14 protein-coding genes and 1 pseudogene (1 of these 15 running past the window's edge) are annotated in these 23,335 nt (G+C 47.9%); 12 read left to right on the top strand and 3 right to left on the bottom strand.

Features of this window, described 5'->3' with window-relative positions:
- Positions 1–142 precede the first annotated feature (142 nt).
- Together MYS68_RS23325 and MYS68_RS23320 are read left to right on the top strand one after the other, a co-directional pair.
- Positions 143–2,476 carry a glycoside hydrolase family 9 protein gene (locus MYS68_RS23325; protein WP_248928157.1) on the top strand — a complete coding sequence of 778 codons (2,334 nt, stop codon included), beginning with the start codon at positions 143–145 and terminating at the stop codon, positions 2,474–2,476.
- Positions 2,477–2,584: 108 nt separating this feature from the next.
- Positions 2,585–4,651, top strand: coding sequence for a beta-N-acetylhexosaminidase family protein (locus MYS68_RS23320; RefSeq protein ID WP_248928156.1), 2,067 nt, complete (start codon positions 2,585–2,587; stop codon positions 4,649–4,651).
- 474 nt (positions 4,652–5,125) lie between these two features.
- Here MYS68_RS23320 and MYS68_RS23315 read toward each other — a convergent pair whose 3' ends face one another.
- Both MYS68_RS23315 and MYS68_RS38905 read right to left on the bottom strand, forming a co-directional pair.
- Complete coding sequence (locus tag MYS68_RS23315; RefSeq protein WP_248928155.1) at positions 5,126–6,934, bottom strand: cache domain-containing sensor histidine kinase; 1,809 nt, start codon at positions 6,932–6,934, stop codon at positions 5,126–5,128.
- Complete coding sequence (locus MYS68_RS38905; protein ID WP_248928154.1) at positions 6,931–8,514, bottom strand: response regulator; 1,584 nt, start codon at positions 8,512–8,514, stop codon at positions 6,931–6,933. The genes MYS68_RS23315 and MYS68_RS38905 overlap by 4 nt, the downstream gene beginning before the upstream one ends.
- 205 nt (positions 8,515–8,719) lie before the next feature.
- Between MYS68_RS38905 and MYS68_RS23305 the strand changes: the two genes are divergently transcribed.
- The 10 genes and pseudogenes from MYS68_RS23305 to MYS68_RS23260 form a co-directional block, all read left to right on the top strand.
- Positions 8,720–9,586, top strand: a complete 867-nt coding sequence (locus tag MYS68_RS23305) for an ABC transporter permease (RefSeq protein WP_275983979.1) — start codon at positions 8,720–8,722, stop codon at positions 9,584–9,586.
- Positions 9,587–9,601: 15 nt separating this feature from the next.
- Positions 9,602–10,498 carry a carbohydrate ABC transporter permease gene (locus MYS68_RS23300; protein ID WP_248928152.1) on the top strand — a complete coding sequence of 299 codons (897 nt, stop codon included), beginning with the start codon at positions 9,602–9,604 and terminating at the stop codon, positions 10,496–10,498.
- 38 nt (positions 10,499–10,536) lie between these two features.
- Positions 10,537–12,066: an ABC transporter substrate-binding protein gene (locus MYS68_RS23295; RefSeq protein ID WP_248928151.1), complete on the top strand. Its 1,530-nt coding sequence runs from the start codon at positions 10,537–10,539 to the stop codon at positions 12,064–12,066.
- A 288-nt stretch (positions 12,067–12,354) separates the two neighbouring features.
- Positions 12,355–14,706 (top strand): glycoside hydrolase family 3 N-terminal domain-containing protein, encoded by a 2,352-nt coding sequence (locus MYS68_RS23290; protein WP_248928150.1) that lies wholly within the window; start codon positions 12,355–12,357, stop codon positions 14,704–14,706.
- Positions 14,703–17,177: a glycoside hydrolase family 3 N-terminal domain-containing protein gene (locus MYS68_RS23285; RefSeq protein WP_248928149.1), complete on the top strand. Its 2,475-nt coding sequence runs from the start codon at positions 14,703–14,705 to the stop codon at positions 17,175–17,177. Before MYS68_RS23290 ends, MYS68_RS23285 begins: the two co-directional genes overlap by 4 nt.
- 277 nt (positions 17,178–17,454) lie before the next feature.
- The gene (locus MYS68_RS23280; protein WP_248928148.1) at positions 17,455–19,479 is read left to right on the top strand and encodes a family 10 glycosylhydrolase; all 2,025 of its coding nucleotides are present in this window, start codon (positions 17,455–17,457) and stop codon (positions 19,477–19,479) included.
- A 29-nt stretch (positions 19,480–19,508) separates the two neighbouring features.
- Positions 19,509–20,498 carry a D-2-hydroxyacid dehydrogenase gene (locus MYS68_RS23275; RefSeq protein WP_248928147.1) on the top strand — a complete coding sequence of 330 codons (990 nt, stop codon included), beginning with the start codon at positions 19,509–19,511 and terminating at the stop codon, positions 20,496–20,498.
- A 441-nt stretch (positions 20,499–20,939) separates the two neighbouring features.
- Entirely contained in the window at positions 20,940–21,863 is a 924-nt protein-coding gene (locus MYS68_RS23270; protein WP_248928146.1) for a hypothetical protein, read from the top strand.
- Positions 21,864–21,914: 51 nt separating this feature from the next.
- A complete protein-coding gene (locus MYS68_RS23265; RefSeq protein ID WP_248928145.1) occupies positions 21,915–22,532 on the top strand; it encodes a hypothetical protein in 618 nt (205 codons plus the stop codon).
- Between the two features lie 42 nt (positions 22,533–22,574).
- A pseudogene (locus MYS68_RS23260) lies at positions 22,575–22,972 on the top strand (transposase); the annotation flags it as partial.
- A 323-nt stretch (positions 22,973–23,295) separates the two neighbouring features.
- On the opposite strand, the gene MYS68_RS23255 reads toward MYS68_RS23260, so the two are convergent.
- Positions 23,296–23,335: the final stretch of a hypothetical protein gene (locus tag MYS68_RS23255; RefSeq protein ID WP_248928144.1), read on the bottom strand. The gene runs 263 nt beyond the window's last position; only the last 40 of its 303 coding nucleotides appear in the window; the start codon falls outside the window, past its right edge; the stop codon is at positions 23,296–23,298.

Raw genomic sequence — 23,335 nt, 5'->3', positions numbered from 1 at the left:
GGGCGGAGGAGAAGCTGACCGAAGCTCTCGCACGGAGCAATATCGCGGTCCGGAAAGGATCTTGGAATAATCATTCCGGCTTAGTATTTTGCAATTATAACAACCTCACCTATGTAATTATAATAAGAGGAGGCATGCCAAAATGAATGATTACTTACCGATGGAACCACGTATTATCAGAATCAGTGCTGTAGGAAACAACATTCTGGCCATTCAGGTTGAAGAGGGGTGGATTGAAGGAGGCGTACAAATTCCATATGAGCCCCAGGAGGGGGAGACGCTTTGCCCCGATGTTCAAAATCCACACTTGATATGGATTGATAAGAACGGTGAGCATATTGGCGTATTAGTAAAAGATAAAGCAAATGGCGATCAACGATTTGTATTTGAAACACTTCACGGGAATAAATTAAGCGAGAAAGCAGATTTGTCTGCAAGTTATCATGTCAATGGTCAAAACCCACACATGGTTTGGCGTAAATCAAAACCTTCTAATATGGAAGATCCCGCCGGTGGCGTTACGTTGGAACATATGATTTATCTCATATTGGATGAAGAATTTCATATTAGTACAAAATATCGTCTTCAATTCGAAAAAGGATTATTTGACCTTGATGAATATGAATTTGTGCACGACCCAATGAATCATCGTTCTGAAGCTGTGCATGTAACGCAGTTGGGTTTCCGGCCGAATGATCCTTCAAAAAAAGCATATCTCTCCCAATGGATGGGCTTGGGCGGCGGAGTGCAATATAACGGATACAAGACATTCCATATACTGGATGATGCGACCGGCGAAGCGTTGTATACAGGTCAAATTCAAATGCAAAATGATGGCATGCCTGTTCCGATAAATAATAGTGGTATTGACTCAGAAAGAAAGAAAAGCGAACCTCGTGTAAAGTATGATGAAATTACAATCCATTCCGCAGTATATGAAATGGACTTCTCTGATTTTACTAAAGAAGGATGCTTCCGCATTTATGTTCCGGCTCTTGGCTGCAGTTTCCCTTTTCACATAGATGAAAGCACCACCTGGCTCCGCGGATTTAAGCTTTCTATGAAAGGTATGTACCATCAACGAAGCGGTATCGTTACTGGCGAACCGTATACTTCTTTCTCAAGGCCGCGTTGTTATCACCCTGACGATGGTCGTGTGATTTATCATTCTGATTGTTCTTTGTTCGAAAGCGGTAATGGTTTGAACTGCTATGGGACTGATGTCGACAATTTCGGGAACCTGATGCGGAAAAGCACAGATATTGTCGTTGAGAATGCATGGGGCGGATATTTTGATGCATGCGACTGGGATCGGCGTATTCAGCATCTGCATGCCACGCAGATGCACCTTGAATTATATCTCATGTTCCCTGATTTCTTCAGGAATCTTGATTTGAACATTCCTGAATCCGGCAATGGCATTCCGGACATTATCAATGAAGGATTGTATAACATTGATCATTATCGCCGTATGCAAACTGCCGAAGGCGGTATTCGTGGCGGCATTGAGGCGGAAGAACATCCTATTCTGGGCCAAGGCGGATGGCAAGATTCCTGGCCGGCTTTTGCATATGCTCCTGATTTCTGGAGCAGCCACTGGTATGTCTCTGCAGCTGCACGTGCTTCTTATGCATTACGTAAGATACAGCCTGAACTGGCTGAGGTATACCGCGAAAGCGCACAGCGTGCTATGGACTGGGCCGAGGATCAATATGTGTCATTATTGGAAAAAGAGGGTCACAAATGGACTCAGCGTGCCCATCATAAAGCGCGAGAAACACGTGAACTGGCAGCGGTGGATATGTTCCGCCTTACCGGTGATGTCAAATATGATGTTTTGTACCAAGAGCTTCGCCAAGAACACAGCTATGAAGCTTCGTTTGTATATGCGACTCTTCCACAGGGGCATGGCGACTCTCATATTAGGCAGAAGTGCATTCATAGTATACTGATGGCGGCAGAACGTGCTTTGCAATTTGCTGCAAAAGCGCCTTTTCGATTGGCAACCTCAGATCCCGAACACACACGCATTGGTCCGTGGGCATCTTTCTATACGGTTCCAAACAATGTTGAATTGATGCGTGCGCATTATCTGACCGGTGATAGCCGGTATTTGGCAGGAGCAATTGATGCAAGCCAATTCGCTTGTGGTGCCAATCCCACCAATCTATGCTACACAACCGGAGTCGGACCAAAATGTCCAGTCAATGTGCTGCATCACGACAGTCGATTGACCGGGCAATCTGTTCCTGTAGGAATTACAGTATGTGGTCCTCATAATATGAACTTCAGTGATCGTGCTGGTTTTATTCCGTTTTTGCGAGCAGATTGTTTCTGGCCTGGCATCTATTCCTGGCCGGCATCCGAGAGTTACTTTGATGTATATCGATTACCTAGTCAAACAGAATATACTGTACAAGGCAACATTGGACCGAATGCATATAATTGGGGCTACTTGGCAGCAGCCAAAGCGTAAGTTACATCCATCCATGGAACTTGAATTTTACCCCCAGCAAGCGAATAGAAAACCATCCTTCTTGAACAATCGCAAAGGAGAGAATGTACAGTATACGGGAGGGATCGCATGATCACCATCGAGGTTATACCGAAAAATGACTCGGAGCTTATCCAATTTGCTATCGGAAAGCTGAAGCAAGCTCTAGAAGATACAGGGACCCCTAGTGAAGAAATCTCCCTCTATATTGCCTATGAAGAAAACCTTTATGGAATAATGGCTAGCGACACCGTCGGTCCCGAAGGGTTCGAATTCCGCAGAATCTTCATGGCTAATAAGAGCGAAGCATTCTTATGCATCCTTGCTAATGGCGAAAGAGGTGCGATGTACGGCACGTTGGAGTTAGCTGAACAGATCCGCAACGGCACGTCCATCGTCGAGGTCAAGGAAGGTGTTATAAATGCGCGATTTCCTTTCCGCGCCATCAAGTTCAACCTGCCTTGGTCCAGCTACCGAAGGAACGAATGCTTCGATCTGCAGATGGATACCATCCGTGACTTGGACTTTTGGCAAGGCTTTCTGGACATGATGGCCGAAAACCGGTATAATGCTTTGACCCTATGGAACCTCCACCCTTTTCCCTACATGTTCCGAACCGATGCCTTCCCTGAGGCCACCCCGCTGACGGATGAACAGCTTGCAGAGTGGAAGCAGTATTGGACGCAGCTGTTCCGAATGGCGAAGAATCGCGGGATTGAGACCTATATGGTCAATTGGAACATCATCGTCTCCGAGGCATTCCGTGATGCCTACGATGAAAATGCGGTGGTTGATACGGGGGACCATTATGGCTTCTCCTACGATAGTGAGCAAATTCGGCAATATACCCGTCAGAGCGTCACACAAATGATCGACGAGTATCCAGATCTGACGGGCTTTGGTGTTGCGCTGGGGGAGCGTATGAACGATATGACGCCCGAAGCTAGACAAGCTTGGGTTGAGGATGTCTATTACGAGGGAATCAAACGAGCAAGTCGTCCGATCAAATTCATCCATCGCGCGCCATTCTCCGTGGACCCGTCAATCACTCGAAACTCCATTGAGCAGAACGACCTGTTTGAAGGCCCCGTTTGGCTTGAGATCAAGTTTAACTGGTCCCATTCCTATACTTCTACTGAGCTGATGCTAACGCATGGTGGCTCCGACGGGATGAGCGGCTACTGGGAGCCTGCGCCGAGTAATTATAAAGTGACCTGGATGATACGCAACGAGGATTTCTTCACGTTGCGTTGGGCGAAGCCGGACTTTATTCGTGGGCATATCGCCAAAAACGGCCAAGACTATGTCGGTGGATATTATATCGGATCGGAATGCATGATTCCAGGCAAGGATTACTCCCATATCCAACCTCATCCGCATAAGCACTGGACGTATTCCTACGAGAAACATTGGCTGTACTATATGCTTTGGGGACGATTGTTGTACGATCCTTCCACGCCAGACTCTATCTTTACCAATGAGATGAATCGTCGACTTGGTGTGAATGTAGGAGAGACGCTCCTGCATGCCTATTCCCTTGCTTGCACGATGCCCATGGCACTCGGATCCTTTTATCAGTTCACATGGGACTTCACGTTATATGTGGAAGGTTTTCTTTCTACGAGCCAATGGGAATATGATGATGGCAAGGCCTTCATCTCGCTTGAGGACTTGCTGGCTAGTAAGCCAACCGATCCTTCCTATGTGTCGATCCGCGACTACGTTTCTTTGATGCGCAGCGGCCAATCTCTCAAAGGCCGTACAACTCCGCTACAGCTCGCGGATCAACTGGAGCACAATGCTCGGCAAGCGCTCGACTTAGTCGTAACGCTTCAATCCGACTCGCCGGGACTGCACTGCGAGATCGCCGACATACAGGCATGGTGCTATCTCTGCCTATACTTTGCCGATAAACTTCGTGCAGGCGTAGCCTATGAGACATTCCGAGTAACAGGTGACAAGGCCGAGCAAGCTAAGGCGGTAAACCTGATCCAAGCTACAGGGGCCGCCGGGCATTGGGAGGCGCTCGTGGAGATTACCAAGTCCCACTATGATCCGCAACCACTGATGCATCTTGGAAAAACGCCATTTCACTGGGAGCTTTTCCTGCCCCAGGTATACGAGGATGTCGAATACGTTCAACGTGAGCTTGTATAAAGGAATAACTCCAGCAACAGTACCAATGTCATTAAGTTAACGCGAAGGGCCAAATATCAAGAAAAAGAGCAGGTATTGAAGATAGCCTGCTCTTTTTTTCGTCTGAAAAAAATGCTTGACAAGTGGGTCAAATGTGTGCCGTAGACCCTTAAAAGCGAGGAGGTTACGCCAATGAATGAGTACGCCAATTCGCTAAAACAAACGCTGTCATCCCGTTCACGTTGTTAGACATTATCTGCGCTCTGGGGACGATGACCCCCCGCCCGATGTTGAAGGGCTGATTTACAAAAACATTTTGCCGATTCGACCCATTCGCCAACAATAAGAAATGGACGGCTTGACCAATCCGTCTGCCGGTTTATCGGCAAGGCACAAACCGTGCTCTCCTAGTCATTGTCGGAGGGGGCCTTATATCCATCGGTTATCAGGTAGATTCCTTAACGGACACGTATCTTGGCGATTGTGTTAAACGAGCTATCCTTCTTTTCTCAATTTCCTAGCGGGTATACGGACCGTTACGGCAGTCCCCATACCAAGTTTGCTATCAAAAGTAAGGCCGTAAACCGAACCATAAACCAGATGGATCCGTTCATTAATGTTTCGCAGTCCGTATCCGCTCCCTCTGGTTCGATTGTTAAGATCATTCGTGAACAGTTTCGATAGAATTTCAGGAGGAATCCCTGCACCGTCATCAGAAACGGTAATCACGATGTCTCCTTTGTCCAAATCGCCAGTAATCCGAATCGTTCCCGATTCCTCTTCTTTGCACAGTATGCCATGGATAATCGCATTCTCGACGATTGGTTGAAGAGTTATTTTCAAAATTCCATAGTCCATAATCTCTTCAGTCACTTGAATGTCAAACAGGATTTTATTCGCATAACGGGTACTTTGTATATGCATGTAACTGCTGACGTGGAGAAGCTCGTCACGGACGGAGATGATCGTATCTCCTTTGCTTAGGCTGAGCTTATAGAATTTGGAGAGAGAGGTTATCACCTGTTCAATCTCATCATTCATTCCTTTACGAGCCATCCAATTCAACATATCCAGTGTGTTGTATAGGAAGTGGGGGTTAATTTGCGCTTGCAGCGCCTTTAACTCCGCACTCTTGATTTCTTGTCCGGACCGGAATTGATCCTCCAACAATAGACCGATTTTGCCGACCATATAATTGTAATTCTCGATCAACTCACCGAATTCGTCCTTGGAAGACGGCAAGGAGAGTGCTGCTATGTTGCCTTCTTGCACGTTACGGATTTTACGCATGATCTGGGTTAAACGCGAAGTCATATAATTGGAAATCAGAACGGATAGAAGAAAAGCAATCAAGGCGATCACGATGAGCAGGATTAGCGAGTTTTGCAGCATGGCTCTGCTCTCGGAAGCAATCTCTTTTAGCGGAACTGCCGTAACCATATACCAATCCGTCCCGGGTATCATTCTGCTTTGGAGAAATACTTGATGGGATGAATTAGCCAGTTTGACAAAGTGAGGGCCTCTCTTCGCAGAGCTAATCACCTCATCCTTACCGATCTTATATTCCAGTTGAAGCGTATGATTCGCACTGGCGATAATTTCTCCGTTGGAATTTTGGATATATGTCAGGCTGTTCCGAATGGGGGCCGCGTTGACAAGAATATCAATGACCGCGTCTTCCGGGATGTCCAATCGGATGACGCCACGCAATTTCGAATAATCCTTAGGGTCGCGAAAGGGCCGGAGAACCGCAAGGAAATGTTCTCCGTTCACTTCCGAATCGGTGAAGTAAGAGCCGGGAGCCCATAGAATCCCTTTGCCGCTGTCCATCAAGCGCTTAAACCAATATGTCTGACGTGCTTCCTGCATACTAAACAGGTTGACATTCTCTTTGGAGAAAAACAATCGCTCGTCAACAAATAATTTGATGCTTTGGATATCCCGCTGGTCCTCAAAAGAGGATAAGAACGGCCGTAAATCCAGAAAATCTTTGTACTGAGTAAAGAAATCTTCGGTATGCTTCTCTGATGTCAGTAAATCGGTAAGCATCTTTTCAGACATAAGGATATCACTCACATAGCGGATATTCTGAAATTTATAGGATAAAAAAGAGAAGGACTGGTCAAAATTCCGTTCGACCGAGAATGAGGTCCGATTTAAGAATTGTTTGTAAATCTGCTCGGAAGATAGATAGAAAAAGCCGCCAAGCGGAAGGACAATTAAAATGAAGAAGGCAAGGATCAGCTTATGTCTAAGCTTAAGATCGGAGAAAAATCTGAACGCACGGTCCGAATGCAGCCTCATCGTCGGAGTCCCTCCCTGTACTCGGATGGCGTGCATCCGGCGATCTTACGAAAGCACTTCGCGAAGTAGTCACCGTTGATATACCCCACGCTTATCGAAATATCGGCGACTTTGCGTGTAGGATCGCGCAAAAGCTCTTTGGCTCTATCGATACGGTACTCCGTAATATATTGATTAATCGTTTGACCCGTTTCCTGCTTGAAGCGGTTGCACAGATACGAGGTTGTTAGCATTGTCTTGGCGCTGATTTGACCAATGGACAGATCGATATCCGAGTAATGGTCGTGCACGAATTGAAGGATACTGTTAACAACGCCGCTATAAGGAGACTTTTCCATGATCAGAGCCGCATAACGTTCCACCTTCATGACGAGGAAATTTCTCAGCTCGCTTAAGGTGTCGAAATCGTTTATCAAGTTCCACAAGAAGCCGGAGCTATCGACATCGTCGAATAAGCGGATGTTCTGATCCGCAGACACTCGAATTAGTGACATTAGAAGTTGAAAATAGATATCTTTAACATGATTGACCATCGTGTTCTTATGCTGCTTGATATCGAATGTAAGGCTGGAGATGAGCCGAAGCGCTTGAGCAATTTCTTGTTTGGACAGATGCTCTCTAAACAAATCCACTAAACGAGAATCGAATGAATACGCGGGACTTTGATTCTCATTATAACCGTATACGGAATAACCGTTAAAGTACATATGCTGCAAGGCAATAACGGCTGTGCGGTAAGATTCTTCGGCTAAGGCCAATCCAATGACCGGCTTGCCTATTGCGACAAAAACACTTTCCTTGTCCGGTAGTGTATCCAATAAATTCGAGGCGAACCGATCGGTAGCATCCTGTAGGTCGTCCAGATTGCCGGATGTGACATACAGGTGGATGATGATATGAGACTCGTCCTTCAGGGCAGCAATGCCTGTCGTACTGGATTCCGTCAATAAACTAGAAACCCAGCCATAGATGTACTCCGCTGTCAATTCCAGCGGTTTCCGCTTCAACATGTTCTTCTTACGGACCTTAATAAGCAGTGTCTGCAGACGCATCTTGGAAGAAAATGTATATCCGGCTAGCAGCGTTAACTCTCTAATCCGCTCTTTATCGAATAGCGGTTTCGTAATCGCTAATGCGAGTTCGCTTGAAATGAGCGGCACTGCGGCGGAGAGCATATTCATTTCTGCTGTGGACTTCAATCCTGTCGATCGAATCTGCGAAACCGCGAGCCGAAGGGCCTCCTGCAATTCGCTTAATTCTAAGGGTTTCTCGACATAGGATACGGCTCTAAGCTTAATGGCCGATTTCAGATATTGCTTGTCAGAGAAGCCGCTCATAAAGATAATCTGACAATTCGGCTCCAGCTCCCGATAAGCGGTCGCAAGCTCTATCCCATCCATTTTAGGCATTCGCACGTCGGTTAGCAACAACTGCGGGCGCTCCCGGCGTGCGATATCGAGTGCTTTGCTCCCATTGCTGGCCTGAAACACGGTCACGATTCCGAATTCGTTCCAGGTAATTGCCCCTGCAACCCCCTCTAGCGTAAATGGATCATCGTCCGCGATTATAATCTTAAGCACGATTCGTACCTTCTTTCGTCAAACTTATATTACTGATGGTACAAAATATTTGGCTAGATTACAACTCTGTCGGGTTATAAACATGTAGGTGATCCGTCATACTAATGATATCGCTTTCGTGATAACGTCAAAGAGAACAGGGGGTTCAACAGTGAAACGCGAGCCGTTGGTGAGACATCTGATCAAAAACCGGCTACTAGTATTGATGTCACTGCCGGCAGTCATCTTTTTCTTCATCTTCAGCTATTTGCCCATAGCCGGATTGGTTATCGCTTTTAAGCAATACAACTATCACGACGGTATTTTGGGAAGCCCGTGGGTGGGATTTGACAATTTTCGGTTTTTCTTTATCTCAGGCAAGGCTTTGCTTGTGACGACTAACACCTTTCTGTACAACATCGCTTTTATTATCGTTAACAATATTCTGGAGATCATACTCGCGATCGCGCTAGTGGAATTGACAGGCAAGTGGTTCCGCAAAATCACGCAATCCATGATGCTCTTGCCGTATTTCGTATCTTGGGTAACTGTTGGGCTGCTGGTCTACGGATTTATTAATTATGATTCGGGCATCATTAACGGCTTCATGCGAACGAGCGGCAACGAACCGATCGACATATACAATTCCCCAGGATACTGGCCTTTCTTGATTATCCTTGTCAATGCATGGAAGTCGATTGGTTACGGTATGATTTACTATCTGGCCGCGATTATGAGTATGGATACCGAAGTATATGAAGCGGCACATATTGACGGGGCGAACATTTTCCGACGGGTTTGGCATCTGACCTTGCCTCATCTTGTCCCAACCATCGTCATTCTGGTGCTCCTCGCAATCGGGAATATCTTTCGAGGCGATTTCGGCTTGTTTTACCAGCTAGTTCAGAATAACGGCGTCCTGTTCGACAAGACCGATGTCATCGACACATTCGTCTTCCGTTCCCTGCTCACTACAAGAGAGGAAGGTATGGCGGCAGCGGCAGGCTTCTATCAATCGATTCTGTGCTTTGTCACGATTATTGCTGCGAATTATATGGTCAAAAAATACGACAAAGATTACTCGTTATTCTAGGAAGGAGGAACCAGCTTGAAAAAAACAACTGCGGATATCGTGATTTTCAATATCCTATCGTATCTGCTGCTTGGTGTCTTCGCAGTCCTTTGTGTCGTGCCATTCCTGATGGTCTTGTCCTCCTCCTTAACGAATGAGCAGGAGATTATACGGAACGGATATACTCTTATCCCGAAATCCATGACGCTCGAAGCTTACAAGGTTGCTCTGCAGGACCCGATGATCATTCTGAGAGCTTACGGCGTTACGATATTTGTTACCGTAATCGGTACCATCGTTAGCGTATATCTGATGGCGATGACAGCTTACGTCATTCATAAACGCAATTTCCGCATAGCGAACGGTTTAGCTTTCTATTTCTTCTTCACTACGCTGTTCAATGCCGGTCTAGTTCCCTGGTATATCTTGATCACGCAATACTTGCACATGAAAGACAATTTGCTAGTCCTTATTGTGCCTGCGCTGTTCAATGTTTTCTACATGATAGTTATGAAAGCGTTCATGCGGGGAGTGCCGGAAGCGTTAAGTGAATCTGCGGTCATGGATGGGGCGAACGAGTTTCGCATATTCAATTCCATTATGCTTCCCTTAAGCAAACCGATGCTTGCTACCATTACGCTCTTCGTTGCCTTGTTCTATTGGAACGACTGGTATCTTTCCATGCTGTTCATCTCGGAAGAGAAGCTGCGGCCGCTGCAGTTGCTTCTGTACAATCTGGTCACAAACTCTGATGAGCTGCGAAGAATTATGCAGCTATCCGGCGGAGGTGCATCCGTTGACTTGAGCAGCATGCCTACAAACTCGCTCAAAATGGCGGTTACCATAATCGCCACCGGCCCAATTCTCTTACTGTACCCCTTCGTACAGCGGTTCTTTGTGAAAGGACTTACCTTGGGCGCTGTGAAAGGCTAAAACCGGATTAGCTTATATAACTTTTTAGGAGGGTCAATATGCAAAACAAACGATTTAGATGGTTTTCCGTTCTGGCTGTTGTTATGGCATTTGCGCTGGTATTGTCAGCATGCAACGGGAACAACGGTAATTCCGAGAATGGAAACAAGCCGGACAATACAACTGGCTTGGAAGAAGTAACGCTTAAGATGATTCTGCTTGGAGACAAGCCGGCTGATGCCGACCTCGTCTATGAGAAATTAAGCAAAATGGCAAAGTCCGATATCAACGCCAAAATCGAAGTGACAAACTTTACCTGGGGCGAGTGGTCACAGAGATACCCTCTGCTTTTCTCCGCCGGAGAGGATTTTGACCTGATCTACGCATCCACTTGGACTGATTATCAAGGTTATGCGAATAAGAAAGGGTTTCTGGAGCTGACTGAGCAGCTTTTGTCAAAGAACGCGCCGATTACGTGGGAGAAAACGCCGAAAGATGCTTGGGAACAAGCCAAAGTTAACGGCAAGGTGTACGCTGTGCCGCAGGCTGTGCAGGAGAATGGGGCGATGGCTTTCCTGCTGCGAGGAGATCTAAGGGAACAATACAAGGTGCCGCCTGTTAAGGATTTGGCTGGGCTTGATGCCTATTTAACGGCGATTGCTAAAAACGATCAAGGAATCATCCCGTTTGCTTATCATCGTGCGACTGAAGGATTCTTTAAGTGGTTATTCGTTCCAAATCCGCAAGACTATGACAACAAAAATATAAATGAGATCGTGAGTTATAGTATCTTTAGCAAAGATGGTTTAAAAGCTAATGATGAATACAAGTCTGAAAAGTATAAAAAATTTGCAAACACCATGTTCCGCTGGCAAAAAGACGGCATTATCTCAAAGAATGCATTATCGCAAAAAGAAAAATCATTTGAGTTGTACCAAGCAGGGAAATCAGCGGCAGCCGTCTCATCACTAGATCAAATATCAAACATTGCCGTCGCTGTTAACAAAGCCCACCCAGAATGGAAGACGGAAATATTCATTCCGGAATTAAAATATTCTCCTTCAAGCTATATGCAAAATGGTGTTGCCATCAACGCGCGATCGAAGAATCCTGAGCGCGCACTTATGTTCCTTGACCTGTTGAAGTGGAATAAGGCTTACTCCGATTTGACGTGGTACGGCATTGAGGGCAAGCACTGGGAGCCTGTAGGCGAGGATCGCTTCAAACCACTTGCCGATTCTTCTAAATATCCGCCAGGGGCAAACGACCCTTGGGGCTGGCGCGGACCGAACGAAAGATGGAGCGTCGAGTCGCCCGATGAAATCGTGAAAAATTTGAAGGACTATCGGAAAGAAGTACATGAGATGCCATATGGAGCAAACTTTGTATACAGTGGGGACAAGGTGAAAAATGAATTGGCAGCGATTAAAAATCTTGCCGAGCAATATATGTATCCTGCTTCTGTCGGTTTAATTGAGTACGAAAAAGCGTATGCGAAGTATATAGAAGCAGCTAAAAAAGCAGGTTTAGAGAGAGTGCTTCAGGATGTGCAGGAGCAGATGGATGCTTACAAGGCAAACCATCCTTAACCTTTAGTACCTAAATAAATAAGAGACCCGCAGCGCGGATGACGCTGCGGGTTTCTTTCAAAATAAACATGAACCTCAACAAAATGAAAAGCGAGTTGATTCTTATGATCGGCACTTGGCAATTTCTGCATCGTACGCCAGAATCCACCATCAAAATGCAGTTTTCCATCGAAGAGAAAGAATCTTACGTATTATCCGGTCGTACTTGAACCATTCCCGTTCCCGATCAGCATTGACACACTGAACGTTGAAGGAAATGTTCTTACAGCCACGGGTTCATCGGCTTTTGTGCCCGATGAGCAGTTTACATTTGAATTGATTTTCGAGAAAGAGGAGTTCCAGGGAAAGGTTAAGCTGGCCTATCAGGATGTGTTTGTGGCGAAGGGTGCGAAAGGACCTGGCCCGACACTGGAAGAAATGTTGATCTCCGAGGTTGCCCCTTATCGGAAGCAGGATGTGAAGAAAAGGGATAGTCAAGAGATCCGTATAGCCGTTGACGCTCTTCTCAGCAAGATGTCCATCACGGATAAAATCGGTCAAATGAGCCAGTGTATGTCGACAAACATCTCCCTCGGAACAGATATTGAATCTGAGTCGCCGGAGAAATTGATTCGAGAAGGCCGGGCAGGGTCGGTACTTGCGGCGGTCAATAGCTATCGCGTGTTCGAGCTGCAGAAAATCGCGGTGGAGCAATCCCCGCACGGTATTCCGTTGCTATTCAACTTTGACGTGATCCACGGGTTTCAGACCGTATTTCCCGTGCCGCTCGCTTGGTCCTGCAGCTGGGATTTGGAAGCCATTCAAGAAGCTTGCTCGATTGCCGCGAGGGAAGCGACCGCAAGCGGGATTACTTACAACCACGGCCCGATGGTCGATGTTACAAGAGACCCGCGTTGGGGCAGAGTCGTGGAAGGCGCAGGCGAAGATCCTTACCTGGGAAGTCTGATCGCCAAAGCTCAGGTAGAAGGCTACCAAGGCAACAATTTACATGACCCGGAGTCACTTATCGCATGTTTAAAGCACTTCATCGCCTATGGAGCTGCCGAGGCAGGGCGCGATTACAATACGGTGGATATATCGGAAGGCACTTTGCGGAATGTGTATTTGCCGCCCTTCCAAGCCGGGATTGAAGCGGGAGCCGGGTCCGTGATGAACGCCTTTAATACGTACCAAGGGGTTCCGGTGGCAGGAAACCGTTACATCCTGAACGATTTGCTGAGAGATGAACTGGGTTTTGACGGGATACTGATATCCGATTACGGCTCCATTGACGAGATCGTCGCGCATGGGAATGCCAAGGACAGCAAGGAAGCGGCGAAGAAAGCTCTTGATGCAACGTTGGATATCGAAATGGTAACCCGTTCATATGATTATTTGCATGAATTAATCGAACAAGGTCTCGTTAGAGTAGAGCAACTGGACGAAGCGGTTCGCCGCATCCTGACTTATAAGTATAAGATCGGCATTATGGATGATCCGTTTCGCTACATCCGTCCGGAGAAGGAACAGGAATACCACTTCAATGTAAGTCATCTGGAAGCAAGCCGAGACTTAGCGCGAAAATCCATCGTCATGTTGAAGAATAACGGCGTCCTTCCGCTAGCAAGCAAGGAAAGTAAGGTGGCAGTGATCGGGCCATTTGGCGATAGCCAAGACTTGCTTGGACCTTGGCAGTGGTCTCGCTATGCGAATAAAACCGTTACGCTCCGGCAAGGACTCGAGGAACAAGGAGTATCGGCCGAGCGCATCATAATCGAAGAAGGTTGCAAGGTTGAAGCCGCAATCCAGGGCGGTTTAGAGCGGGCAGTTGCTGCGGCGAGGGAGGCGGACATTGTTATTCTTGCGCTCGGTGAGAGCAGCGAGATGTCCGGTGAAGCCGCATCCCGCATGGACATTACGCTTCCGAAGATCCAGCAGGAGCTTGCGGAAGCAGTTGTCAAGGCAGGTAAACCTACCGTTCTGGTGCTGACCAATGGCCGTCCGCTTATTTTGGGTTGGTTCGAGCGCAATGTGGATGCGATCTTAGAGACGTGGTTCCTGGGATCGCAAGCCGGGCATGCAATAGCCGATGTGCTCTTCGGAAACTATAATCCGTCCGGCAGGCTGACGATGAGTTTTCCTGCTCATATCGGGCAAGTGCCGGTATACTACAATCACTTCAGCACCGGAAGGCCAGTAACGGAAAGCAACAAGCATCTGAAATTCTTCTCAAAATATATTGATGGTCCCAATGAGCCGCTATATCCTTTCGGCTACGGACTAAGTTATACGAAATTTGAATATACGGATATTCGTCTATCCCACTCCCGCATGAACGCTGCGGAGACCATTACCGCCAGCGTAGTGGTGTCGAATACAGGGACTGTGCAGGGAGAGGAAACGGTACAGCTATATATTCAGGACATCTGTGGCAGTGTGGTTCGTCCGGTAAAAGAACTTAAGGGGTTCAAGAAGGTGACACTAGCCGGGGGAGAAGCAAGAAAAATTACCTTCAACATTACCGCAGCAGAGTTGGCTTTTTGGAACGCAGATAGGCACTATGAGGCTGAACCGGGAGAATTCAAGGTTTATATCGGGCCTAATTCCCGTGACGTAAAAGAAGCGTCGTTCGAACTTATCCCTTTGGAGGAAGAGACATGACCTACAAAGATGCCAGCAAGCCTATCCATGAGAGAGTCGAAGACTTAATGGAAAGAATGACATTGAAGGAGAAAGTAGCGCAGCTGTTTTGCGCAAATTCATACGGTGGAGAGACCGTGTATGACACCAGATACGAGAAGTTAATAGATGGAATTGGAACCATCAGTTATTTGAATGACTCCCTGACGGGTGACAATAAGAAGGACAAGGAAACGATAAGAAGCATACAAAAATTTTTGGTTGAAGAAACCAGACTAGGTATTCCAGGGCTGTTCCATAGCGAGGGAATATCTGGCGCGCAGATCCCCGGCGCAACGACCTTCCCGCAGTCTACCAATCTTGCTGCGACCTGGGAGCCGGCTTTAGCCCGAAAAATGGGTGAGGTTGTCAAAAAACAACTAAGAGCGTATGGGTTCAAGGCTGTGCATTCCCCTCTTTTCGATTTGGGACGAGATCCGAGGTTTGGAAGAATCGGCGAGACCTATGGGGAAGACCCCTATTTAGTTGCACAAATGGGCGTAGCTTTTGTCAAAGGCATTCAAGGTGATGATGAAGTCATGGCGGCCGCCAAGCACTTTGTCGGTTATGGAAACGCGGAAGGGGGAAGAGGCGGCGGGGAGCAGCAAATAGCGGAAAGAAAATTGCTGGATAGTTATTGTTTTCCATTCGAAGCGGCCATTCATGAGGGGAATGTGAAAGCCATCATGAATAGTTACGGAATTCTCAACGATCAGGCCGTGTCTACATCAAAGTGGTTGCTTACCGATATTCTAAGAAACAAATTAGGATTCAATGGGCTGGTCGTCGCAGATTATGGCAGTATCACGCATTCCACTCTACGGTATAGAGTGGCGGAAGATGCGAAAGAGGCAGCCATTCTGGCGCTCAAAGCGGGGATGGATGTCGAACAGCCTGGCAATCAATGCTATCAGCACTTGGTGGAAGCCGTTGAATCCGGCGAAATCGAAGAAGCCTATATCAACCAGTCCGTCAGACGGGTGCTCGAGACCAAATTCAGATTAGGGCTATTCGAGAACCCTTATGAAGACGGTGATTTCTTCTATGAGATTCAAAAAGAGGAGAATGCAGAATTATCACGGGAGATCGCGGAAAAATCGATGGTATTGGTGAAGAATGAAGACCACATTCTGCCGCTCAACAAGAGCCTGAAAGTAGCGCTGATCGGCCCCAACTCCGACACCAAAACCAACTTCTTTGGCGGATATTCATCGGTAGGGTCCGCTAGCACAAGAAGCAGCGATTTCGACAAATCCGAAGAAGACAGCTTCCTGAGAATGCTTTACACGGGGACGATTACCGAGCATAAAGAATCATTAAAGTCGGCTGGAATTGAGTTTGAAGACCAGCCAACCCCTGAGCAAAGAGAAATCATTATGAACATGATCAGGCAGAATTTAGCGGCAGATGCTTCCTCCAAAAGAATCTACAAGACGAATGAAGAATTTGTTCAAATGTTCTATCCAGATTGTAAATCCGTCAAAGATGCGCTGGAAGAAGCACTTGGAGCAGAGCGTGTGCTGCACGCCAATGGCTGCAAGATATTCAAGGCCATCGATGGCGGGATTGAAGCCGTAAAAGCTGCGGTAGTGCAGGCGGATGTTGTCATTGCAGTATTAGGCGGCAAAGAAAGCATGATCGATCCTGAAGCGACTTGCGGGGAGAATAAAGATAACATCAACATCGGTCTGGAAAAGGCTCAATTGGAACTTATGGAAGAAGTATTTAAGATGAATAAACCGGTGATCTCCGTTATTGTGGATGGCCGGCCGTTAGCTACGCCATCTGTGAGCGAACATAGTAAAGCCGTCTTGTACGCTTGGCTTCCGGCACAGTCTGGAGCCGAGGCGATCGTGAATATCCTTACCGGAAAGACGAATCCAAGCGGGAAACTGCCGGTGACCATTGTCAAGGATGCAGGTCAGATCCCCATGTACAACAGCAGATTGCCGCTCTACGTGGAGATCAATGAATGGGCGGAGTATATTGACAACAACAAGAATAGACCGTTATATCCTTTTGGACATGGATTAAGCTATACAGCGTTCGCATACAGCGACCTAAAACACGACAGTTTGGTTCAACCTGACGGAGATCTGAACATGGAATTTAAGCTGAGCAATAGGGGACAGGCTGCCGGGGATGAAGTGGTTCAGGTTTATATCCGGGATCGAGTGAGCAGCGTGGCAAGACCTGTGAAGCAGCTGGTTGGATTTGCACGGGTTAGCTTGGATGTGAACGAAACGAAGAAGGTTGCGTTCAAGATCAACATGAAGCAGCTCGCCTTCCATGACTTGAACATGGATCAGGTCGTGGAACCGGGCATGATGGATGTGTTCATCGGCGCATCATCCCAGGATATCCGATTGAAGGGTGTTTTTGAAATTACAGGAGAAAAACGGATTGTGGAACGAAAGGCATTCTCATCAAAGGTGATGATTACAACACTTTAATAACTGGAACGAAAAGCGAGAAAAAGAAAGTGGACAACAGCGACGGTCATGGACGATTAACTTGTCCATGGCCGTCGAGACTTTCTTAATTTGAATACACAAGAACTTTAAAAAAGACAATCCATACGCCGCCGGGCGGAAAAAAAACGCGAGCCTGATTACGCTGCCGGTAATGGAGGGCCCCCACGGGAATAACCGCCTATTTACAGAAGGGGTTCACCGGCGGTTTCTACATCGCCGGTAAAATAAATGAAATTAAAATTAGGAGGAATTATCCATGGCATGGTGGAGAAATAAGCCGATGAGGCTGATTCAGACAAATTTGAGAGAGATTGACGCAGGGCTGGATATCGACGAGTTTATGGAGAGCCTGGAGGAGTTCTCGGCCAATGTTCTGCTGTTTAATGTAGGAGGAATTGTAGCCAACTATCCATCCCTGCTTGAATTCCATTATGTCAATCCCAATATGAAGGACGATTTTACCGGGAAGGTTATTAAACGCGTTCATGAACGGGGCATGAAATTTATTGCACGGTTCGATTTCAGCCGCATAAATGAGGCTTGCGCTTTACCCAATCCGGACTGGCTGTATCGAAGCGTTGACGGAGAAATCGTCAATTATAACGGACAGGTTCATACTTGCGTCAATGGGTACTACCAGCAGAAATATTCGCTCTTAATATTGCGGGAAGTGGCCGAAAAATATCCCATTGACGGTGTATTCTTCAATATGCACGGGTATGTGACTCACGACTACAGCTACAATTATTTTGGAATTTGTCAATGCGGCAGCTGCCAAAAGCGGTTTTTCGAATGGACCGGCCATGAGCGTCTGCCTCTTAAAGAGGACCCGAACGATCCGGTGTTCAGGGATTATGAACGGTTCCGCACCGAGACCGTCGAGGAATTGTTTCTGCGAAGGGTAGCTGTAGTTAAAAGCGTCAATCCTCATATCGCGGTTTGCAACTATACGCATGAAGGCACCGACATCTTCCGCAAGGAATCCAACACGGGGATTAATCGGCCTCTTCCGGAATGGAATTACTCCGCTACGGAAAACGTACGAACGGTTCTCTGCTCTTGGGAAGGGATGGCCGTGAGCAATTCGGCGGTTCACTTCGTTGATTTCGCTATGCGACATACGGCGGTTTCTCCGTTTTTAACCGGGCAACGTTTGGCTCAAGATCTCGTGAACGGCGGCTGGCTCGATTACTACGTGATTGGGACGCTTATTAATCAGAATGACCGACTTTGCTTCGATCTCGTAAAGGATATTTTCCGTTACCATCAGGAGCATGAAGCGTATTATGCGAACCTCAAATCTTTAGCCGAGGTGTGCCTGGTCGTTCCGGAGAGCAGCGGGATCTACGGAAGTAAAAATGAGTTTAAAGGAATCATGAGGATTTTGGCGGAAAACCACGTGCAATACGACCTTCTGCACGATAGCGAGCTGCAATCGCCGCAGGCTTATCATAAGCTTTGCCAATATAAGGTTCTGATCCTTGCCGACCAGCGAAGCATGAGCGACGATGCCGTGAAAGCTATTGACCGGTTCGTCGAGCAGGGAGGCAAACTCCTGGCAACCGGTCTCACGTCGACCTGCGATCTTAAAGGACATCCGCTCGGACGCATCCGTCTGGATAGCATTGGCGCTACGGAGTTTGTCCTTAAACCGAAGGTACAGGGAGCTTATTTCCGAATTCGTGAGGAAGATAAAAAGACGCTCCGAAACTTTGAACAGCTTGATCTGGTGTACCTGTACGGGGAAGCGTTGGAATGCAAGCTTGAGGAAGGAGCAGCAGGACTCCTTGGGTTAATTCCGTCGTGTATGTTCGGACCGCCGGAGAAATGCTACATCACCGAGGAGACGGACATTCCCGGATTGATTTACAGTCGCTACGGAAAAGGGGAAACAGCCTATATTCCATGGGGTATCGGAGCGCACTACGAGAAGCTGAGCTATCACGGCCATGCCCTCCTCCTGATTGCAGCGCTCCAGGATGTACTCGCCCACCGGGAGCCGCTGCAGGTGAGTGCCCCAGCCGTCGTTGAAGTATCCTTCCATCAGGGGCCTTCGCGACGCTTGGTAAGCGCCGTAAATGTATCCGGCCAGCTAGGGACCGCCTTCCATGCGCCGATTCCGATCCGGGACATTCGCATCACCTTGCAGGCCGACTCACCTCCTTCCCGAGTTTATGGGCTACGCCGCGCCGGGGATATTCCGTTCGTTTACAACGAAGGACAAGTTTCATTTGGTCTGGAGGAGCTGGACTTATTTGAGACGATTGTGATTGAGGAGTAAACGGCAAGATTACTAAGGAGGCTAATACATTGAGAGACATTAAAGTCGTTCTTACAACGGTGGACTATAAAGAAGAGCATTACCGCAAATTAGCTCAAGCCTTTGAACCGGCATCGCTTATCCGCCTGCGCGGAGACGATCATGAGGGCATCCGGCAAGCGCTTGAGGTTGCCGATGTGGCAGTGCTGACCGGCGATCTTGACGAACGCTTCGTTCAAGCACCGCAGCTCCGGTGGATTCATTGTGATCACGCCGGACTCAACGGGTGTGCCCGGCCGGAGTTGTTCGAGCGCGGCTTGCTCGTCACCAGCTCGGCGGGTCGTTCGTCCCCCGTCCTGGCGGAACATGCGCTATTTTTTATGCTGGCTTTGGCTTATCAATACCCGAGATTCCTCGAAGCTCAGCGGGCCCATCAATGGGGGGTACCCGGTCAGAACGAGCTTCGGGGATTGTACGGACAAACGGTCGGCATTATCGGTATGGGCAATACCGGTATGGAACTGGCAGTGCGGTCTAAGGCACTGGGCATGCGCGTGCTCGGGTATCGCCGGAGCAGCGCTCCCCCATCACCAGGGGTGGATCGGCTCTACTGCGCCGCTGACGGTGGTTCCTTGGACGAACTGCTCGCCGAAAGCGATTTTATTGTGCTCGCGATTCCGCTCAGCGATGCTACCCATCACTTGATTGGCCGCCGGGAGCTGGCATTGATGAAGCGTTCCGCTTGTATTGTCAATATGGCGCGCGGAGCCGTCATAGACGAGGAAGCATTAATTGAAGCTCTTTACGCAGGACGGATCGGCGGTGCCGGGCTCGACACCTTCACACAGGAACCGCTGCCATCGGACAGTCCATTGTGGGAGGCGCCCAACACGCTGATTACACCGCATACAACGCCGCAGGTACCGGACCGTACCGGCCGCTCCATCGATATTATCGCGGAAAATGTACGACGCTACAGAGCCGGAGAGACGCTGATCAATCAGCTGCGGCCCGGCGATGTGTATACGAAGCAATCGTAAGAGGAATTACAGCGAATCGTGACATGAAATGCGATTGTGTACCTCGGCACATTGACCGGTGAGTATCGTTAGATTATTACGGCTTGTCCTGCGCAAGGATAGGATTCGGAAACTGCAGGGTGAATTCAATTGCACGGATTAGCGAAGCAACGAACTGTACCGGTCAATAGGGGGAGGGCCTAAGATTTTTATATTATTCGACATTACCACTCATTTTTTGATTTCTCCTTTATCTCGCTTGACAGTCATTTAATAATCCAGGCGTAAAATGTCCATACGTAACGGGTTTGAATCACGGGTTGGAAATTCATCAAATAATGTCTGTATCTGCCTCTTCGGTTCGTTTGATAAGAATGATTACGGGAACGATTACGTCTCCAGGAGAAAATCCAGAACAAGCTCCTCGGCAGTATTTATTATTATAACCACGCAGCCGGCCTGGTGTTGTCGACCAGCTCCGGACATCAGGCGGTCAATGATTTCCGGTATAAGGAAGACATTGAATGGCTGGAGCAAACGGGCTTGGACGGACAATGGATGAATTTGCCGAAGGGCCAGGAAGATGGATACATTTCATTCTCGCTGAGACTGCCTATGCTCGCTTCCAAGCAATTTCAAGGACTGCTGGTCATGCAGGTCGACGTCAACCAGATCATCCAATATTTCTCCAGTGTATCGATGCTAGCCAAAGTCCAATCGATTGTAGTGCTTGACGAGCGGCATCTCCCCCTGTTCCAAACGCCACAAGGAAGCACACCTAACCAATACGTCAGCAGCACCATGATCCAAGCGATCTCTGCGGACAGCGGCAAGAAGGGCAATACGCTTAGGGGAACTGATTCTGAAGGAGAACCGGTTTATTATTCCTATAAAAAATCGTCTTCCGGGAACGTGTATATTTCCATAATGCCATCCCGTCTCATGTTGGAACAGCTTGGCTGGATTCGCTGGATTACCTTTTCTGCGGTCCTGGTCTTGTTGGCGCTCGGTATTATGATCGCTTTTATTACTCTGAGGCGGGCATACAATCCGATCCAACAGTGGGTCACTTACCTCACAAAGGAAAAAACGTGGCTCGGCGAACAGCTCGACCGCTCGATTCCCCCTCTGATGGAACGGTTGCTTCAGCAGTGGCTGGCCGGCAATTACATCCACAGCCCTACGCTCTATGACGAGTGCCGAAAATATGGCATTCCCGTGGACGGCGTTTATGTGACGCTGCTCGTGAAGGTGGAGAATCTGTTTAAGGAGGGGCGGTTCAAGCCGGAGGATAAACCGATTATCACCTTCGCGATAATTAATGTGATGAACGAGTTGCTGGCAAACTCCGATCATCTGCATGGCAACGTGCTGCACGATCATTAGGGACAAGGTACAGCCATCTTGTACTTCAGCCGGAACATGGCGGAGGATCGGATGCTGCAGCAAACCATGCAATTCGCCGCCACGATCCAGACGGCGCTCAGTCAATATTTGAAGCTGAGCATCTCGATTGGCATCGGCAGGTTCTACCCGCACATCGCGGACATCCGCCTCTCTTACCGGGAAGCGAAACTTGCATTGCAGAACCGAATGTATAAAGAGGACGAATCGATTCTGTATATCGGAGATCTGGAGGACGGGCTGAAGCAATCGGCGTTCCGCTATCCCCGCTCTATGGAGCAATCCGTTGTGAAGGCACTCTCTCTCGGCAAGCTGCAGGACGCTCAATCCGCGTTAGACCAATTTATTCGCGAGCTTCAGCCTTCGCGCTCTTATGCGATCAGCTCCCAAAGCTGCTACATGCTGCTTGCTGCCATTGTCGCATCCCTGGAAGAGAAGGGCGGCCGCACGCCGGATTTGCTGGAATTCGATGTGTTCGAACAGCTCCAGGCCAAGGAAACACGCGAGGATATGTATGAATGGTTTGCCGAATATTTGTTCCCGCTGTACGAAAAAATTGCCGACGACAATTTCAGTAAGTCGTTGGCTGGGGCACGATTATATTCCTGGCTGCAACACCGTACCTACGACGGTGACGAAGATAGACGCTAAAACAGCAAAACGTTTGCCGAGAAATCTGTGTACAAGAATGGAAACATCTTAGATTTGTTTAACGGCGAGATCGTAGCGAGCACCATTTCTGACAAGCAAGACACCACCTTTGTACTGGATACGGCTCAATCAATTGCCATCCCTTCCAGGAGCGATGCTCCATAGCGATCAGGGCAGTGTCTACACGTCTCAGGCGTCCCAAAGGAAAAGGCATTACCATGAGCATGTCCCGCAAGGGAACGCCTGCTTATAATGCCCCCATCGAATCGTTTCATTCCACACTAAAGTCTGAAACGTTCTATCTCGAAGGTTTGACCCATACAACGACGGCAATCGTTGAACAGACCGTTCGAGACTACATCATTTACTATAACTCAGTTCGCATTCAAACAAAACTAAATAACCAGTCGCCGGCTGATTACCGACGACTGGCTGCTTAACTTGAAAGGTGTTTTGATCCTTGCCTCAAAAACGGATTTTCCAGGAGTATGACGGGCCTTGTCAGACAAGAGCATGGCTGTTGGTTGAAAGGTCTAAGTTTGTTTTTATGTATCTTATAAACATTCACGGTTTATCCGGCAGTGTTATATAATATCAGTCTTAAGTTGATGTTATAAAAACAACCCTAAACGGACGTTTTTTGTCTCAAATGATCATATAACCCACACCGGACGAACAGAAGACAACTATCCGGACATGCACCAAAGACTGGAGATTAGCCCGGGTTTGTTGCCCGAACATCTCCAGTCTTTTTTCAGCTTGATCAATATTTATTTCTGAGAATCAATAAGGATACACTGGCC

The organism is Paenibacillus hamazuiensis (genome assembly GCF_023276405.1).
GTDB lineage: Bacteria > Bacillota > Bacilli > Paenibacillales > NBRC-103111 > Paenibacillus_AF > Paenibacillus_AF hamazuiensis.
Note: the sequence above shows the minus strand (reverse complement) of the source record. Positions and strands in the feature narration are given on the sequence as shown.

Excerpts from the sequence above, each read along its gene's own strand:
- MYS68_RS23325 (WP_248928157.1), top strand. The coding sequence starts at position 143 with ATGAATGATTACTTACCGATGGAACCACGTATTATCAGAATCAGTGCT.
- MYS68_RS23320 (WP_248928156.1), top strand. The coding sequence starts at position 2,585 with ATGATCACCATCGAGGTTATACCGAAAAATGACTCGGAGCTTATCCAA.
- MYS68_RS23315 (WP_248928155.1), bottom strand. The coding sequence starts at position 6,934 with ATGAGGCTGCATTCGGACCGTGCGTTCAGATTTTTCTCCGATCTTAAG.
- MYS68_RS23305 (WP_275983979.1), top strand. The coding sequence starts at position 8,720 with ATGTCACTGCCGGCAGTCATCTTTTTCTTCATCTTCAGCTATTTGCCC.
- MYS68_RS23295 (WP_248928151.1), top strand. The coding sequence starts at position 10,537 with ATGCAAAACAAACGATTTAGATGGTTTTCCGTTCTGGCTGTTGTTATG.
- MYS68_RS23285 (WP_248928149.1), top strand. The coding sequence starts at position 14,703 with ATGACCTACAAAGATGCCAGCAAGCCTATCCATGAGAGAGTCGAAGAC.
- MYS68_RS23280 (WP_248928148.1), top strand. The coding sequence starts at position 17,455 with ATGGCATGGTGGAGAAATAAGCCGATGAGGCTGATTCAGACAAATTTG.
- MYS68_RS23265 (WP_248928145.1), top strand. The coding sequence starts at position 21,915 with ATGCTGCAGCAAACCATGCAATTCGCCGCCACGATCCAGACGGCGCTC.